Source organism: Gilliamella sp. wkB195, assembly GCF_001690445.1.
GTDB classification, from domain to species: domain Bacteria; phylum Pseudomonadota; class Gammaproteobacteria; order Enterobacterales; family Orbaceae; genus Gilliamella; species Gilliamella apicola_E.
In genome coordinates, this window is record NZ_LZGP01000027.1 from 32,699 (window position 1) to 52,035 (window position 19,337).

Genomic DNA, 19,337 nt, shown 5'->3' on the forward strand with positions numbered 1-19,337 from the left:
ACAACTTAGTTTATTACTCGTGTTACCAATTAGCTCTTATTCCTAAAGAGCCATTAATTGGCGACTTAACGTTTGCATCTCCACTATTGGACCAAGTATGACCAATCTCAGTATAAGCACTAACTTGATTATTAAATTCATAACTACCACCAATAGCCAATTCCGTACTTGTATAACCAGCACCACTATTAAATTTAGTTGAGGCTCTGGAACAATCAAATCTTATACGATCTGAACCATCGGGCGAATAGTATAAATTTAAACGAGTATAAGGGTGGAATGTTCCTAACTCTGACTGAAAATGATTTTCAAGTCTAGCACCCACTCGGAAAAGCCATGAATCATTATGACTTTGTTTGACGGTGGTATTACCACTTATATGACTATTATTAAGATTCATCCATTGGTGAATAATTTGAAACTGAGGTTCAATTCGCCAATCATAATAATTTAAATCAAATGGTTTACCGACTTCCGCGGAAGCACTTAACCCTATTCCTTTTTGTTTACTATTTTTATTATAATTTGGTTTAATGTCTACTTTATGACGCCCCCCTTGGAACACCAAATCTAAGTAAGCCCCATTCTCATCCATATAGTTGCCATAGAGACCTAAGAAATAACTATTTGAGCTATTTTTTCCTACATATCCTTTCATACTGCTGGCAAAACCATCAACATCTAAACTACCATGTAAATAACCGAAGTAACCACCTGCACGCCAATAGCTATCTTCTTTTTTCCAGATATCGCTACCTATTTGGAAACCAGTATAATTTCCTTTGCTATGTGTATCAGCTATACCATTTTGTTTTATATCTGTGCGCTCAGCGATTATTCGTCCCCAACTAATTTCTGAGTCTGGTAGTAAAGTATTACCAATACGTTGATGCATATTTGCTTGCATAATTAAATCAGCCTGACGTAATTGTGCCGCTACCCCAGCAAACATTGGTACTTCTTTACGATAAGCAACCTTATTCGGAGACACTGGATTAACAGGTTGCTCTGGGTTTGTTGGGTTTGTTGGGTTTGTTGGGTTTGTTGGGTTTGTTGGGTTTGTTGGGTTTGTTGGATTAGTTGGATTAGTTGGATTAGTTGGATTCGTTGGATTAGTTGGTTCAGTAGGTTTACTAGAACGTAAGTACCAGTTATTATTTTGTTGATTAATATCGCCTTTATGTAAATAGTATTCATAAGCGCCCACATCTAAATGTGATCCTTCTAAATTAAATGCATCGTTCGAACTTACACCATTAACATTGACAATTTCAATACCATTCGTTTTGCCAGTATCTGCACCTAATCCACCAATATTGGTTATTTTAACCAATGTATTTCCGGAAGCATTCCCTCCAATAAACAACTTATCAGTTGAGCTACTACTATCTTGCAATACTGTATCAAGCAAAAGCTGACCATTATTACCAATATAATTACCGGTTATAGTTAGATGATCTCCAGTAAAATTATTATTCAGCGCAATAGTACCACTATTATAAACATCGCCACTTACCGAAGCTTGATGTATCCTTGGAACAAAATCTAAAATAGCATTTGAATTTAGAGTAAGCTTATCGGTATTTAAGTTACCAGTTAATGATAACCTTCCGTTTGAACCAACATTGATATTTTCCCAGTTAAGAATCGCTACATCACCACGAATACCTACTGAATCAGAAGATCCAACTAGATGGGTACTAAAATTAAGAACATCCATTTCATTCGATGAACTAGCTCGAATATTTTTACGTCCACCATCAATCATGGTTAAATCTGAAATATCAGAGCCTTGATTGATATTAAGCGTATCATCACCTGTTCCTAGCAATATTTTACCACTTACTTTAGAACCACTATTTAAATTAACAATAGAATTGGTCACATCATTTCTTATTGCTGTACCAAGAACAGAATAAACATTAGCACCATCATTAAGGTTAATATTAGTTGTTGTGTCTGATTTACCTGTTGTATAGATACCCGCATCTAAATTATTGTTTACATCGGTCCCATTCGCATAAACCGTATCATAGATATCAATAACCGTTGAGCCAGTACCACTGTTATTGATTGTTATTCCATTATTTTTACCAAAAATTGTTCCAGAATTTTGTTTAACATTAACATCAGTGCTTGTACCTCGATTATTAATAACTATACCAGCTTGTTGTTCACCACTAACCGTTCCATAAGTAGTAATAATTGTAGAACCAGATCCTGTATTCTCTAATTCTATGCCATTTCTTAAACCATTAAGACTACTGGTTACTAATTGTTGAACAGTCAAGTTAGTAGCATTATTTTCATTTATAGCATAAATAGCATCATCTTGATCAGCTTCAATGTTGCCATTTAAGAGAATTTTTGTTTCACCATTTCCTTTATTTGTTAAATTGAGTCCTTTATTATGGCCCTTAACAAATCCTGAGTCGTTCAAAGAAACAATTAAGTTCTGTGCCGCAACATCATTAAGCACAAAAATGCCATCAGAATTATTACCAAAAACCTTACCTGTAATTTTTATTTCAGTCGTCCCACTTCCTTTATTGGTTACATTAAGTCCATTATAATTACCTGTAATCGTACCTCCAAATTGATCAATATTAAGATTATTGGCTGTACTATTATTTAAAACGAACAAACCATGTTGTTGAACACTCTCTAAATCGCCTGAAGTTTTTACACTTGTTGAACCGACACCATTGTTAACTAAATTAACCGCATTTAATAAGCCTTTGATTTTTCCTGCTATCTGAATTAAATTTAAGTGACTTGATTGTGTACCATTTTGAACTACAACGCCTTCATTAATATCGCCTGTTACTGAGCCACTAAGATTAACATTTGTATTCCCTTTTCCATTATTGGTTAAATTAATGCCACGAAGTTTGCCAGCAATACTACCTGCTGATTGGATTATCGTTAAATCACTTGATGTATTACCGTTAGTAACCACAATACCATCATTTTGATCACCAATAATATTTTTAGCTGTTTGAATTGACGTATAGCCCTGTCCATTATTCGTTACATTTATGCCATTAAGATTTCCATGAATTGTGCCATTTGACTGAATAACGCTCATATTAGAGGTTGTCGAATTGTTATTGATTGCCCTAATTCCATCGTTTTGAGCACCCTCAACAACACCAGAAGTTGAAATGATCGTCGACTTTTTACCATTATTAGTGATATTTATGCCATTATTATGACCTTTAATCGTACCTGATATCTGATTTAATTTTATATTACTAGAACTAGTTCCATTTACAACTACAATACCATCTTGTTGATCACCCTGAATATTATTTTTAGTTGAGATAGTGGTATCACCATTACCATTATTCAATAAATTCACACCATTCACATGACCATAAATACTACCGCCTAACTGTCTTAAAGACATAGCAGTTGATGTATCTGAAAGATTTTTAGCAACAATACCATCAATTTGCTCACCTGTTACCGAACCAGAAATGATTAAATCACTAAATCCATTACCATTATTAAGAATATTAATACCGTTATTATGACCTTTAATTTGAGAATCAGCCATTTGCGTTAAAAAGATATCTGATGCTGTACTTGACGACTCTGAATAAATTGCATCATTATTACGGCCTTCAACATAACCAGCAATGGTGATATCAGTTTGTTCCTTACCATTATTATAAGCGGCCAAACCATAACTTTGCCCACTAACCGTACTACCATCATATTGATTAATTGTAATATTCTTGCTATTAGTGCTATTTTTTACAAATATACCTTCACTACTCAATCCATTCACATTACCGGAAACAATGATTTCAGAGATACCATTACCTTGATTTTCAGCACTTATTCCACGATTATGCCCTTCAATACTGCCTCTTGATTGATTAATAGTTAAATCGGTAGATTGAGTCCCATTGAGCACTGATATACCGTTATCCTGATTACCAGAGATTATTCCAGCTGTATTAATAATGGTTAAACCTTTACCATTATTAGTAGCCTCTATGCCCGATTTACTCCCTCTCGTTTCACCACTCACTAATTGTGTTATTTTGATATCTTGTGAATTGCTACTATTTTGAGCATTAATTCCATCCCCTCCGTTACCAAAAACTTTCGCTAATGTATTGATGCTCAAAATACCATTGCCATGGTAATTAATTTCTACCCCATTTTTACTACCTGTAATAGATCCATCAGATTGGACAAAAGAGAAAATATCAGAAGAATTTGTATTTTCATACCCATTACCGTTGGGATTATTTACATCACCGGTACAAGCCTGATTATTTGGATCGCTAGTAATACACTGAGCAAAGCTTGGATTTGTCATTGCTAAAGTTATGCTTGTTGTAGTAATAAATTTGATTAGAGATGCTTTACCTTTAAATTTTCCTTTCCTTGAATTACTAACAGCATATTGTGAATTCAAAATTAACTTATTTATTTTATTCATATTTTATCTCACTAAATCTTTTATTGGTTATAATCCAATTTTTAATTTAAAAACATGAAAAACTTAATTAATGAAACTCTTGAATAATGTGAACCTTACATTTCAAAATAAATACTGGATTTATTTTTTAAATAACTTGGATAACATGTTGATAGATAAAACAATTATTACTTTATTGAAAAACAAAGCTCAAAATCATTTTTGAATATTTAAGATGGAAAAAAGAAAAGTATTGATAGTTCAGAAATATTAAGGAATTAACCTTTCAAAAAAATCAACTATCAATTGCTAGTTGTACCATATACCATTAAAAACAACAATAAAATTATAAAAATTTACATATAATAATGTAAAGTTTCTTAAAAAACTGCTAAGCAATATTCTAATTCGAAAGTAATTATAGAAAATTATTGTTAAAAATTAGTCAATAACATAATTTATAGTAATAAAATTCTTCATCTCGGTTTTACTAAATCAACACACTCATAATGGTCGTTTTTATAATCAAAATTTTATAAACTAAAAAGTTATATTAATTACTTTTCAATTTATTTATAAGAACTGACATAGAATTATAATTAGGAATATAGGAAATGAAGTATTATCTGGAGTTTAAGGATGCATTATCGAATAAATTTTGGTATATCACCCAACAAGACGAATCCCTAACAATCGTATTTGGTAAGATAGGGGCAAAAGGACAAACACAAGTTAAAACGTTTTCATCGCCTGCCGATGCGGAAAAAGAAGCCAACAAACTGATCAGATCGAAAATCAAAAAAGGCTATCAGGAAAAAGCGATCCCACCAGCGCTTGAACAATCAACCTGTACAGAAAAAATAATCATCAAAATGCCCGATGCCCCAAAACCGAAAAACCACCCAAAACTCACACCACCCAAAGATGTGATTGATGATGGTAAAGAAAAACCGTGGTTTGACCTAGATGAATGGGCTGGTGAAGGTAAACCGAATCCATTTGATTTAGAAGAGTTACGTAAAGTACCTCCAGTTCAACAACTAACAAAAAATATTAATAACCCGATCAAAGAAGGCACTTTAACCAAAACACCACAAGAACAAGAATTTGATAACTTAAAAATATTGTTACAAAACTATATAAAGCAAGGTGAGCAATTCGATATCGAAGCGACATTTGAACAATTAAAAGCATTAAGTCCAAATGATCTTAAATTTCAAATTTTTATCAGAGAGATGCTTCAACTCATTTTTTCAAAACTTATGAAGAACATCTCACCTATGCATTTTGATTGCATTACTTATCTTTTGAAAATTAGAGATCCAGAAAATAAATTTGTAGGCATCTTTGCCCAAGGCGTGATGAAATATATTTATGACCACAACAAGACTCACGTCGAATCAATCCATCGTCTGGCTGAACAATATCTTACCGATTATCCGATACAAATGGTGGATAAAATAGTTAACGCATTACAGAGCATTTTTGATACTACTCAGGCAGAAGATGAAAAAAATATTCCAGCTAACAAATTCCCTGAAAATGTTTGTGGCTTTAATATCACCTTTGATTATAAAACGCTGGAAATATATGCTTTATTCAATGAACGAAATTCCAAACGCTATTATTCAGAAAGTATAAATGAGCTAGAATATAATGCGAGTATTTATGGTGTTGAGATAAATAATCAATATTTAGTTTCACTACTTACCGAAAAACTTCAAAAAATGCTGGATGATGGTTTTTTTGGTGATATGACTAGTAAATATTTCAGAATTAGTCTTTGTCAACCGGATAATATTCTTATCGAAACACCAATAGAACAAACCTACCGACAAACAAAGATACTTGAGATTGAAAGCGACCTAAAATATCTGGAGCAATCAGAAGAATATCATGCAGATTTGCTAACTAACACGGTTGAGGAATATTTTGCCTTCAATGGCATTATTGATAATTATGATACCGATAGAATTTTAGCATTATTAAAAAAATATCTTTATTCGGGTGAAAAAGAGGCTGAATCGAAGGGACGTTCTTTGTTAGATAAATACTGCGATTTTGATTATAACAAATGGCGTTTAGTTGATTTACAGTTTGAATGGGAAAATTTTGGATTTAAATATGCTGATATACATATTCAAGACTTAGTTGATAAAGGATATGAACCAGCAATACTACAAAAACAAGCGTGGGATAAGCTGGGCATTAGAGATAGCAAGCCAGGAAAAAAAGACGATTCAGACAATCAATCAGAAACCGAACGTTTTTATGATACTTTTACTGAAACTGATGTTTTTTGTGAAACTGACACCATTATCGCCAGAGCCATGCCTACGGGCGGTGAAATTTACTTACGCTTCAAACAAGAAAGTGAACAGGCATATTCAGATGCGCTTGATTATTTAAATGGCTTAATGGCAAAAGGTTATTCAAATATATTTGAGGGGCATTGGCTTCATATTTATTTTGTTGCCAAGCCTGAATACTATTCTGAATTCGCTAAATACGTTGAAGAATATGAAGACTTTGAAGAATTAGAGCTAGGGGCAGGAGGAATAGCTTGTTGTTCACATGTCTTTTTCCGCAAAGCAGCGATGTACGAAAGTTTACATGATAAAATAAGAGAGTTTGTTGACTTAACCATGTATGAATTTGATTGTAGTTTTGATTTACAAGATGAATATAATTCAGTCGCCGGGGCATTTGCTGCTATTGCCCTGGCAATGACGGATGTGAAACATATGGATTTGGCTATTAAATTTGCACTTGAAACCGATGGTGACCATGAATATTTGGCAGGTAATTTTGGTATTGTTCTGGAAAAATATTGGGGTATTACGCCCGAAACTGCGGTTGCGATTGCGCTATTGCAATTAACTCAAGGTCAACATATGTCTGAATTATCCAGTCAATTTTATAAAATTCCGCAAAATTTAGCTAGTCTGACGGATTATTACAGAAGTAACGAGCCCCAAAACCCATATTGTAAATTGACTTATTTAGTAGAATATCTTTTTGGTGAACCTAATGATAGTCTTAAAAAGTTAAAAAAATTATTTAATAATGCGACTGATCCACAAGAAAAACTGATATATGCAGATTTTCATGATTTAGCTTTAGAAGCTCTTAAGGATGAAGGAGAAGTTAGCAGTCAACCAATTTTTTATAACATCTCACCTAAACCAAAAAGCGATTCCGAACCGTTAATCATCGATGAGCAAGATTTTATTGAAAATCCACCTTGTGTCATTACACCATTGCAAGCTAAAAAACGCGGTTTTGATCTCGATGAATTATATACTTATGATTCCTCATGGAGAGCAATTATTTTTGCACCATTAACGATAACGAATCCCTACATTTTCGATGCTATTATCCAATTTTATAAAGTGCAGAATAAAATAAATCCCGACTCTACTATTATTTGGGGTGCAGAACAGGCGTATTGCTTTGGAAAAAAAATAGTGATTGATTTTAGTGGCACCCCCTATCAAGTGGGTATGGGAATTTATGGTAAAAACCAAGCTCAGCTAATTTACGGTGTAATGGATTTTGCTAAGATTGCTGTTGCAATGAACAAACAAGCGCCTGATAAAGAAAAATTACTCGCACTGCGAAAACAACACTATTACTTCGATAGTCCCAAAGGAAGCCCAAATATTGATAAATCCAAGCCCGGTATAATCTATTTGGATGAAGCTTTAAGAGCCGGGATTTATAAGGATGATAATTATCGGGCAATCAAACAGCTTGAAAAAATTACGCCGGATATGGGTGAAGTGTATGATGCCTCACTACTGTTTATGGCATATATGCAGCAGAAAAAACTAGATTATGCCATGGAGAGACTGGAAAGAAAACTCGATACTACTGAACTAAAACAGGTGTACCAAACAGCACAAAAACGTCTGCCACAATATCAAGAATACTGGCAGGAAAAGTTAGCCAAATTATAAAAAAGATGCAAATAAAATTAAGATGGACCTCCTTCTAGGCCTATAGAACTAGGAGGAAGTCAAATCTAGGTATATTCAATAATTTGGATATTATTACCTTGTTCATCTTTAGCTTAGTTTTTTATCACAGTTTAATTAAAATTTATATTTCACAACTAATTAATCCTAATTTGTGATAACTTTTTTAGTGATATATAATCTTTTTAGTTTTCTTAATTAACTAAGGAACAATAGTTAAAGGAATATTAAACATGTCTAGTCAAATAGTTTCATATGTAGATAGAGCAGTACAGTTGTTGAATAAAATCGGTATCATGGTTAAACCTCAGGCTGATGCGCCAATTTTAAAGTTATTGGATAATGTTGCTGAAATTGATAAAAATCGTATTATCGCCATTGCTCACACTTTGCAACAACAAAGCGCATTTAATGAAGTAGTCCGGGAACAAATTGATGGCGTACATGTTTCTGATCGCTATTCTAATATTGTTAAGCATTTTGATAGTATTCGTACCGATATGGAAAAAATGCTTGGTTGGTTAGATGACGGAAAGTTAGATCTTTTGGAAAAAATTAAAATGGGTTGGATGACATTTCAACGTGGTTCTATTCCTGATCGTTTTAGTTTAATAAAAAAAACCTATTTAGATGTTTCAAAAGAAACAAGTAATCAAGTCGAGCGTGAACATATTATTTTAAACGCCTACCAAGATTTCCGTTTTGGACTAAAACAAGCTCAAATCGTTGCTGAAGAAGTACTGCAAATTGCGACAGATCGTCTTGAAGAACGCAAACAAAAATTAACCGACGCTATTGCTCAAGTTGATAATTTTACAGGTGATGATCATGTCGCTCGAGGACGATTAGAACTTGCTAGAGACGAAGCTCTACGCAATGTACAACAAGAAGATAGCCGTTATCAAATCATCTTAGATCTCGCCAATAATTTAACCGTTTCTTATAATTCTGCCGAAGCAGTATTTGCAAGATTGCAACAAACAACCTCCATAAAAGAGCGTGTCTACCAACAAAGTGTAAGCTTTTTTTCAACCAACGAAATTGTATTTACTGCATTAAGCGCTTCTATAACTTCATTGACAGGTTTGAGTGAAAGCACTAAAACACTAGAAGCAATGAAAGATGGTATGAATAAAGGCATTGAAAGTATTGCTACTTCAGCTAATAAGCAACTTGAAGAAAGTTTAAGAGCTGGTTATGGTTCGACGATTAAAGCTGATTCTTTACGTGCATTAGTTGAAGCCATTGTCAATTATCAAGAATCAAGCCAACAATTAATTACAGAGCTAAGAAATGAATCGATTGATAATGCTAAAGAAATCGATCGTATAGTGGAAGATGGAAAACAGCGCTTTAATAATATTATCTTGAAGGTTGATGGTTAATGCAGGATGTTAAACTTAGTGACCAACTAGGTGCAATGGCAATAATTGATGAATTATATCAAAAACAACAATTACTACTTGAGCACCTTGACCGCGAAGGATTACGAGCTAATTTAAAAGAAAACATTAAAACCTTCTATGAAGCCAAAGGTCAAATTGTGGACGATAAAATCGTTGATGAAGGAATCGATCTTTGGTTTGATAATCGGTTACGGTTTGTTGCACCTAAACGTCCTTGGTTTCAACATTTTCTAGTTCGTTGTTATATCAAAAGAAAGTTAATATTTAGCCTTTTTAGCATATTTTTATTTATTTTAGCCTTAATCTTTTTTAATAATTTAATCTATACAAGAGACGTTAGACAAAAAATTGATAGTTACTATAGTCAAATATTAGCGTCGGAAGATTCATTAACAGAATTACGCAACGAGTTTAAGCAAATTGATAAAACTACTGTTCATTATGCGCAGATTCCAGTAAAAAATTTAAAGACCTCAATTTCTAATCTACTTAGCCAGAAAATTATTCCCACAGTCACCAAGCCAACCATTAACGGGGCTTTTATTACAGATGATGAAAATGGTTTAGTTAAACAATTTAAGCAAATTAATGACTCAGTAACCACTAAATTGTCGGATATTAGAACTCAATTAAATATATTAAAAAAATTATTGGAAGATGATAAGCGGCTAGCTAATTTAATAGATGATGATGAGTTTATAAAAACAAGCAAAGAGTATCACGTACTACAAAATGCAGTCGATACCGTTCTTGATAATCTTAATCAAGGACAAAGAGTTATCGATTTCAATCAAATTGAAACACTTTACAATTCCACAGAACGAGCAAAAACCATTATAAATAAAATTCAGATTGATAATCAGAAATTATTAGCCCTAAAAGTTCCGAAGTCGGATATGGTACCTGTTATTGCTTTACAAAGTGATTTACAAGCTGACCTAAAAAATCTCAACTTTGATAAGTTTGAAAATTATCAACAAATGATGTCTTATTATTTCAATCTAGCTCAAACTAATTTGACACTTACTATTGTTGACAAACCTAATTATAAATCAGGAGTTGAGCGCACCCACGAAAAAACAAACGGTAAATCTTGGTATGTGATTGTCACACCAACAACATCATCCGGAATAGCAACACCGCTATGGGTAACCAGTATTGAAACAGGTGAAACGAAACTCGTAGATATGTTTGGTCAGCAGGTTTCTCAAAAAGAATTTAATAAGGTTAAAAAAGATAAAATTGCCGATGGGCATATTGATGAAAATAAATTATGTAAAAAACCCATTGGTCGTCTAGAATTTAACTGTCCTAATACAGTTAAAGCAGGTAGGATTTTAGAGTGGTAAATATGCAATCTAGCAATATTGAACGAAGTATTGAAATAAAACTTCAGGAAATCTTTAGTGCAATCGAGAAAACTAATAACGAGGTGCAAAACTCTCGTCAAAAAATCCTTGATTTGACAAATAAACAAGTAGAGATTTATCAAAAGATAGCGACTATTTATCTATTAGAATCTCCCCAAAATAACGATTTGGAAATTCAGAAAATCATCAAACAGTTAAAGGATTTAAACTGTAATTTAAAAAATAAATCCAGTAATTTAGATCATTTTATTGCTGATTCCCAACAAAAAATGGATGAAACATTATTAAAATTAGATGAATTAACCGCGGAAAAGATTCGACAACTTGAAAGTGATGCAGATTATCTATCACTATTAAATAATTATAACATTACTAAAGACGAGCTAACCAAAGAAACAAAAAACTTCAAAAGTTCACAACAAGAGTTTTCAACCAAGTTGAAACAATATCAACAAAATTACTATTACAATTATTTAATTAATCGTCGCTTTGGAGAGAAAAATTATAAAGCCTTAAAAATATTTCGTTATTTAGACTCATGGGTAGCAAGATTTATCAATTTTTCAGAAAATTTCAAAAATCATAAAATGCTTAAAGATTTATATAAAGAATCTCAGCTACGGTTTAATAATAAAAAACGAGCATATGAGCAAGCATTAAAAGCAAAAGAGCGTAAAGAACGCGAGGTTGATACTAACCTAAATTTATCTAAATTGAAAAAAACAATTGCGCTAACTGAGCAAGATTTAGCACATTATAAAAAACAGAAACAAGATACAGAAAATACCTTACAAGAACTTCAAAAAGGCAATAATTCGCAGTTTAAACTAATTTCAAATCAATTAGTTAAACTGTTACAAAAACAATCTTTAAGTCAACTTAATGATTTAACTTTACAAACTAAATCAACAGAAGATGATAAATTATTAGAAAAAATTGTCGCGATAAATAAACAAATACTTGATATTGATGCATATCTGGCCTCGTTATTAAAAACGCTTAACGAATTAGACAATGTTTATAATCGTTTTGAACAAACATTCTATTTATTTAGGGAAAACAATATTCCTAGCTCAATTTATGAATATAACATACCATCGTTCAAGCTTAATGATTTATTAGACCAGCTATTTAGCAATCAAATTTTTCCAGAAACAGTTGTTCAAACCCTTTTTGGGTATAGAGCAATAAGGAGAGAATTAAAATCATCTAATCATAATTCAGGATGGGCGAGTGACGATTCATCATCAAGGAGATCTTCTTCTTTCTCTTCATCCTCTTCACGCTCATCATCATCATCTTCCTATTCGAGCTCATCTTCCTCTTCGAGTTCTTCCTCCTCGTCATCTTATAGTTCATCAAGTGACAGTGGGTTTTCATCCAGCTCATCAACAGGTGGCGGAGGTTTTAAAACGACTGATAGTTTCTAATCAGGACAAAAATAATCGTGTTTATAAAATTTTAATTACTGCTTTTAATAGCAAGAATTTCAAATTCCAGCAATGAGATCTGTTGCTAATGTATCAATTTATTTGTATTGTTGCTTTGTGGGTGTTAAAAACCAGAAACAGCATAATTATTCATTATTAACTTATTAATTAATGAATACAAAAATAATAATGTTTTAATTGTAAATAAGTTAACTATAACGGCTAGCTTATTTAATTATAAAGCTTAAAATTCCACAAAATTCATTAAGAATTAATCGTTTTTTATTCCAGATTAAATAATAAAACATCTAAAAAATTTCAGAAAAAATTTTGTGTTAAGATGAAATTGGAGCGGGAATCGTTCTTTTTTATTTAAATTTACTTCATTGAAATGTAATCATTTTAAAAAAACTATATAGTACTAATGTAGCACTTTCTATTGTATACCTATTTTAATATGAGAGAGCGGTTAACCAATACAAATCACCTAGAATGCACAAGGGAAAAGACTTTAAATCGTTATGCGGTATGTGAGCTAACCTAAATCATTTCTATTAACTGATAAGATCGTTATCGCCTAGCGCGCCCAATGCTTTAGTAAAAACGATTTATTTGACAAACCAGCATAAAAGAGTTTTTCACAAAAAACTGCATCAACAGTATTAAGTGCGACACAAATAATAGCTAGACATTTTCTTGTTGATGTAGTTAGCATCGGCTTTCCTGACTGCATCAGCTAAATCGTAGTCGTTATTGTTAAAAGGTATCTACGAAAAAAAAGATTCTGTTTGCTGATGAATAGTCATCGCATTATCTATCGTAATGTTGTAGTTAACAGCCTTGTTTTGTTCTATCGTTACTTACTACATCCTAGTTATAGTAAATCAATAAGGTATTTTATAATCATTTAGTTAGATCAATTCTGCATTATTGAGCGATTAAGAAAACATCTTTATCGATAGCTCTTTAAGGCAAAATTAATTTATTTGAGTGATCACAAGGATATTTTTATATCCTATAAAAGTTTTTTATTGGTTAATATAACGACTAAAATAGGCATAATACTATTTTCAAAAGTAACAACTTAAAATATAAAATTTAATATATTGTATACTTTACTCATTATACTTTTATACCTAAATGCATATTACCTATAAATAAATCTAAACTAACCATCATTTATTAGCATGAAGCTAAAACCATCGTTAACATCTATTGGAATTACCAAAAAAACATTCATAGACAACCGGTCTATTTTATTGTTTAATAAATTGAACTAAAGAAGTATTTTTATACTCAATATATAAATAAGGAATTTTATGAAAAAACAACTCGCTCTGATCATGCTAGTCTTTTGTAGCATGAATACTTTAGCTAAAACGGATGTTCCTAGTTTTATTGATTCAAAGTCTATTGAAAATGCTAAATTTATTTGTCGTAATGCTCCACAGAATTATTCTGATGAAGAAAAAATACTAGTTGATAAATTGTGGGATGAAACCATCATATATTTAGGTACTTTAGCAGAAGCACTAAGTACATCTCAGTCACCTGATTGCACAAATTCTGACACCGCTATTATACAAACAGGTTCGTCTATCTCACCAAATAAACCAATACGCCAATGTATTATGGATAACCGGGATGTACAAGTACTTGTTAAGCATTTGTATACAATTGTCCATAATAAAGAAAAAGCGTTTCAATGTTTTTCACCACAAAAAAGAATAGATGGATTATATAGTCCTAATGACACATTAGAAAGACAATCAGATGTTGCTATGTGGTTAAAACGACCATCATTACATAAATACTATCAAAATAGTGACAAAGTTCAAATTCAAACCGCTGGTACTAAGTTTTCAGAACAATTTTATTCAGTTACAACTGATGATTCTATCAAAATGCCACTAAATTTTGTAAATGATATCAGTGCCAGAGCACTTCCTACTCTTTGGGCTAGTGTCGGTTGGGTTCCGATGTACTCAACAAATACAGAAAGAAACCAACACACAGGAGATGAAAATTTTCGTGCGGGTTATGCTTATGCTGAAATTATGGGACATTGGGGGTTGCTACAAATTGATTCAATTAATGGTGAAGCAGTAGGAGCTGAAATTGGTATGACAGTTCAATCAGGTAACACTTTTTACCCTTATCATCATCATGACACAAATGAAATCTATTATACAATTCGAGAACCATCATGTAATGATGGAATTAAACAGTTTGTTGTCTCTCCAGAAGAAAATATTTTTACCTTATTATCTTCATTGCCAAATCAATTAGTTATTCAATTAGAAGGATCTAAAATAGTGGATTTAGATAGTTATTGGGCACCAACAACCCCTTCAAAGGATGCTTTATTATATATTCCCAGAAATTCGATTCATGCTTTTAATCTAACAGAAAAAAAATGTGATAATCAAGATTATGCTCATGTAACCGTATGGGCAAGAACTAATGCCCATGAAAAAAATGAAGATTATGGTACAACCAATATTTGTCGATTAAAGGATACAACATTACCCAAAGATACCATTAATAAGATAAATCCAGATATTATCTGTTATATCAACAGAACTAGTAAGTAGTATTTTATATTAATAAACCCTTTAATATATTAAATTTGAAGGGTTTATAATTATCTATTAAGGTTATTACTCTACTATTTTCTGAATACAGAGATTATTTCGAACAAGCCCATTAGTTAGGTAGATCCTTTCATCACAAGTAATAACAATAGCTTCAATATTCGTTTGCTGATTTAAAAATTCGATACTTTGCTGAGCGTTTGACAGGAAACCAGCAGTACTCCATATTTCACCATCAAGAGATTGCTTTGAAATAATAGTAATACTCGCAATATTAGTAATAATAGGCGCTCCAGTAATTGAATCAAGTATATGGTGATAACGTTTATTATCAACAGAAAGAAATCGTTCATAAATTCCAGATGTTACAACAGAGCAATCTTTTGTTAGAACAGCACAAATCATATTACCACGTGGCTTAAAAGGATTTTGAATACCCACAACCCAGTTATTATTGAGATTATTGGGTGAACAACCAATAGTCAGTACATTTCCTCCTAAATCAATAAACCCACTACTTACTCCATGATTGAGAAATATTTTTTTTATTTGATCAGCAAAATAGCCTTTAGCAATTGAACCCAAATCAAGTTCCATTCTCTCTTTTGTTAGATAAATAGTTTTATCTTTTTGATTGAGTAAAATATTTTTGGGATTAACTAATGATAGGCAATCAGCTATTTCTTGATCAGTTGGGCGCTTTGCGTTATTGAAACCTATTCGCCAAGCCTTAACTAATGGACCGATTGCGATGTTGAATGGGGTATTAGCTTGTATACTTATATTTTTACTTAGTTTAATTAACTCAAAAATATCCTCTTTAACATATATCGGTTTTCTTCCTGCATTTTTATTGATTTCCATTAACTCGGAGTGTGTTCGGTTTACAGTAAAACGCGTTTCAAATTCTAATAGTAAATTATAAGCTTCGTTAAGGACTTTTTCACCATGAGTATGATAAATAAGTAGATTAATCATTGTTCCCATCAGAGGAAAGTTCGCCTCATATCTATTCATTACTAGGACACCTTATATTTTTGGCGGAGAGTGTAATTTAAAAGAAGAATGAATGGTGATCATCCTTCTTTTATTTAATGACATCTCTTATTTAAATCGACGCAGCCGCGCTTTCACCTGCGATTCGACCATAGGTAAAAATATCAATTAAGGCATTACCACCTAAACGATTACCGGCATGAATTCCACCAGCAACTTCCCCCGCAGCATATAATCCACTAATAACATTACCCTGTTTATTAATTACTCGAGCATAAGTATCAATTTTAAGCCCACCCATTGTATGATGAACAGAGGGTTTTCTTGGTGTGGCATAAAATGGGGCTTGTTCTACTTTTAAACTCAATGCACTTTTATGAAACTCAGGATCTTTTCCTTGTGCAACATAATTGTTATATTTATTTATGGTTTCTATTAATGAAGACGCAGGCACACCAATTTTATCGGCTAATTCTTCTAAAGAATCAGCCTGATAAATAATACCTTCTTTAATTTCTCTTTCAATAGTTTCGTCTGAAGTATTCGCTGCTGTTTGTCGAATTTTTTCGTCTGCTATCATATAAACTAAACCGCCATTATCTATAAAGGCTTGCGATAAAATATCTCGGCTTTCACACTCATTTATAAACCGTTTACCTTGTTTATTAATAAAAACGAAGTTCTCAGGTGGAACGATTAGCCCGGTAAGTAATGCACCAGATTTAGGGTCTCCTACTGGCATAAGTTGTACAAACCCCATACCAACTAAATCAGCACCAACTTCTTCTCCCATTTTGATACCATCACCAACCAAAGCAGGTGAGTTAGTTGTTTTTATATCATCCGCGATTTCTTTCCAATAGGTATTATATTGTTTAATCATTTGTGTGTTGGCACCAAAACCGCCACAGGCTAGAATAACGCCATTATTTACATGAATAATCATTTTTGAACCATTAGCTTGCTTCGCTTCAATGCCAATAACTTTACTATCTTTTAAGATCAGTTTTTCTGCTTTAGTATCTACTATGATTCGCCCACCTTTTTCTTCAATACGTTGTTGTAATACATTAATGAACTCAACCCCCTTCGGACGTTTTGGTTTATGACTTCTACGCCATAAGGCACCCACAGGAATTTCTACTACGCTTCGATCAAAGTCAACGCCTTTTTCCGTTAGCCAATGAATTGATTCCATTGAACGGTTGGTGAGCGTTTTTACTAAATCATATTGGCCGTAAATAATTTGTCCATTAAGAGCCGTTCTTTTACCACCTAAATAGGTTTGAATTCTGTGCAGCTCAGTAGAATCAAATAGAAAATCACCTTGCTCGGTTTTTGCTAGGTATTCTTTTATTTGCTGTTTTAATATTTGAAAGTCTTGTAGATATTCAGCTATAAACTCTGATTCAGGCATATTGATAAGCTCAACGAGTGTTTGTTTTTCTCCAGCTAAACTAGGGAATTGTTTTTGCCATTCTGGTTCGGCGGCATTAACCCAACCTCCAGTACGAATTGTATTACCTCCAATTGCCGGAAATTTTTCTAATAAAATAACAGTTTTCCCTTTATCAATAGCTGATAACGCTGCGCTTAATCCAGCACCACCACCACCGACAACAACAATATCCACCGTTTCTTCTATAAGCTGAGATGACCACTCTACAGGTACTTTCGCTCGATAACGTAGTGCTTCCGAGTTGCCTCCTGCCATATCAACCGCCTGAGCAACACCATTAATAACAGCTTAACTGCTGACCGTTGCACCTGAAATCACATCAACGTTAAGAGTTTGTCCATCAATAATTTGTTGAGGTATACGCTCAAATGCTGGATTAGCAATACCTTCTGACTCTTTAGATTGATCAACTAAAATATCTAGAATCTTATTTTCAGAGAAGGTAACTGTAATCGGTAGTTCACCATTATGTCCTCGACCGAAGGCGGTGTATTTACCTGCATTAAAACGAATGTCAATATTTTGTAATGCTTTAATTTTTTGATATTTTTGCTGTTCAGCTAAACTATCAACAATCATAAAATCCATAACATGCCATAATGGGAATGGGATTTTAAGTTGTTGTCTTTGCGTGATATCAGCAAAAGTAGCACATAGCTCATTATTTTTAACTTTCGTTGCCCACGTAGGTTCAACCAAATAACCTTTACCAATACTAACAAGATCGTAACCACTCAATAGTGCATTTTCTGCATCAATACCTTGTGCTATACCACCTACACCAATAACTGGAATTTTCGCTAAAGTGGTTGATTGTAGTTTACGATATTGGCTAATAAGTTGCTGTTTATTATCAGTATCAACAATAGATGTTCTATCCCAATTGCCCATAGAGAAATGGATATAGTCCAAACCATAAGAACTCAATTTATTTAAAAGATACATGGAATCAGAAAAACGAATCCCCGGTTGTTCAATTTCTTCTGGTGAGAAGCGATAACCGACAATAAAATCACTTTTACCATATTCCTGTATAATTTGGTGGACTCTTTTCAATATCGCTAAGGGAAAAGACGACCTTTTTTCAATATCTCCACCCCACTTATCTGATCTTTGATTGGAATGAGGTGAAAAAAATTGCTGAATCAGGTAGGTATTTGCGCCATGAATTTCAATGCCATCAAAATTTGCTAATAAAGCACGTTTGACTGCTTGCGCAAAATTTTCAATCATTAATTCAATTTGCTCTGACGTCATTTGCAATGGTGTTACTGCATTATCCCTAAGCGCAGCCACTGGGCTAGCAGAGATCGGCTGATGACCACCATTATATTCAGGATTAGCCATTCTACCAGCATGATAGATTTGTATAATCGCTTTAGAACCTTTGACTTTAATTGCCTCAGCTAATTGTTTTAGACCTTCTATTTTACTGTCGTGATCAATCCCAAGTGCACCAGGAAAAGCTCTTCCATAGTTTTCAACAAAAGCACTCTCGACAATGATAGCGGCCGCATCACCCGAGCGTAATGCATAATAATCGGTCATCTCTTGCGTAACGCTACCATCAAAAAAAGCGGATTCAATTGTCATTGGCGCCATGACAATTCTATTTTTTAATACTGCCCCAGATCTTAAAGTTAATTTATTAAATAGTTGGCTCATTAGGA

General features: G+C 32.9%; 7 protein-coding genes and 1 pseudogene. 5 read left to right on the forward strand and 3 right to left on the reverse strand.

Annotated features, from left to right (window positions below; translation table 11 throughout):
* Nucleotides 1-22 precede the first annotated feature (22 nt).
* Nucleotides 23-4,456 carry an autotransporter outer membrane beta-barrel domain-containing protein gene (locus tag A9G08_RS07475; protein ID WP_065563086.1) on the reverse strand — a complete coding sequence of 1,478 codons (4,434 nt, stop codon included), beginning with the start codon at nt 4,454-4,456 and terminating at the stop codon, nt 23-25.
* 593 nt (nt 4,457-5,049) lie between these two features.
* Between A9G08_RS07475 and A9G08_RS07480 the strand changes: the two genes are divergently transcribed.
* The 5 genes from A9G08_RS07480 (at nt 5,050) to A9G08_RS07500 (ending at nt 15,212) form a co-directional block, all read left to right on the forward strand.
* Nucleotides 5,050-8,394, forward strand: a complete 3,345-nt coding sequence (locus A9G08_RS07480; RefSeq protein WP_065563087.1) for a DUF6138 family protein — start codon at nt 5,050-5,052, stop codon at nt 8,392-8,394.
* A 251-nt stretch (nt 8,395-8,645) separates the two neighbouring features.
* The gene (locus A9G08_RS07485; RefSeq protein WP_065563088.1) at nt 8,646-9,797 is read left to right on the forward strand and encodes a merozoite surface protein 3b; all 1,152 of its coding nucleotides are present in this window, start codon (nt 8,646-8,648) and stop codon (nt 9,795-9,797) included.
* Nucleotides 9,797-11,167, forward strand: coding sequence for a DUF6384 family protein (locus A9G08_RS07490; protein ID WP_065563089.1), 1,371 nt, complete (start codon nt 9,797-9,799; stop codon nt 11,165-11,167). The genes A9G08_RS07485 and A9G08_RS07490 overlap by 1 nt, the downstream gene beginning before the upstream one ends.
* Nucleotides 11,161-12,618 carry a hypothetical protein gene (locus A9G08_RS11690; RefSeq protein WP_065563090.1) on the forward strand — a complete coding sequence of 486 codons (1,458 nt, stop codon included), beginning with the start codon at nt 11,161-11,163 and terminating at the stop codon, nt 12,616-12,618. Before A9G08_RS07490 ends, A9G08_RS11690 begins: the two co-directional genes overlap by 7 nt.
* 1,319 nt (nt 12,619-13,937) lie before the next feature.
* Nucleotides 13,938-15,212, forward strand: a complete 1,275-nt coding sequence (locus tag A9G08_RS07500) for a dimethylsulfonioproprionate lyase family protein (protein WP_065563091.1) — start codon at nt 13,938-13,940, stop codon at nt 15,210-15,212.
* A 66-nt stretch (nt 15,213-15,278) separates the two neighbouring features.
* Here the strand turns inward: A9G08_RS07500 and A9G08_RS07505 are convergent, their stop codons facing one another.
* Nucleotides 15,279-16,229 (reverse strand): FAD:protein FMN transferase, encoded by a 951-nt coding sequence (locus A9G08_RS07505; RefSeq protein WP_065563092.1) that lies wholly within the window; start codon nt 16,227-16,229, stop codon nt 15,279-15,281.
* A 91-nt stretch (nt 16,230-16,320) separates the two neighbouring features.
* A pseudogene (locus A9G08_RS11880) lies at nt 16,321-19,332 on the reverse strand (flavocytochrome c).
* Between the last annotated feature and the right edge of the window lie 5 nt (nt 19,333-19,337).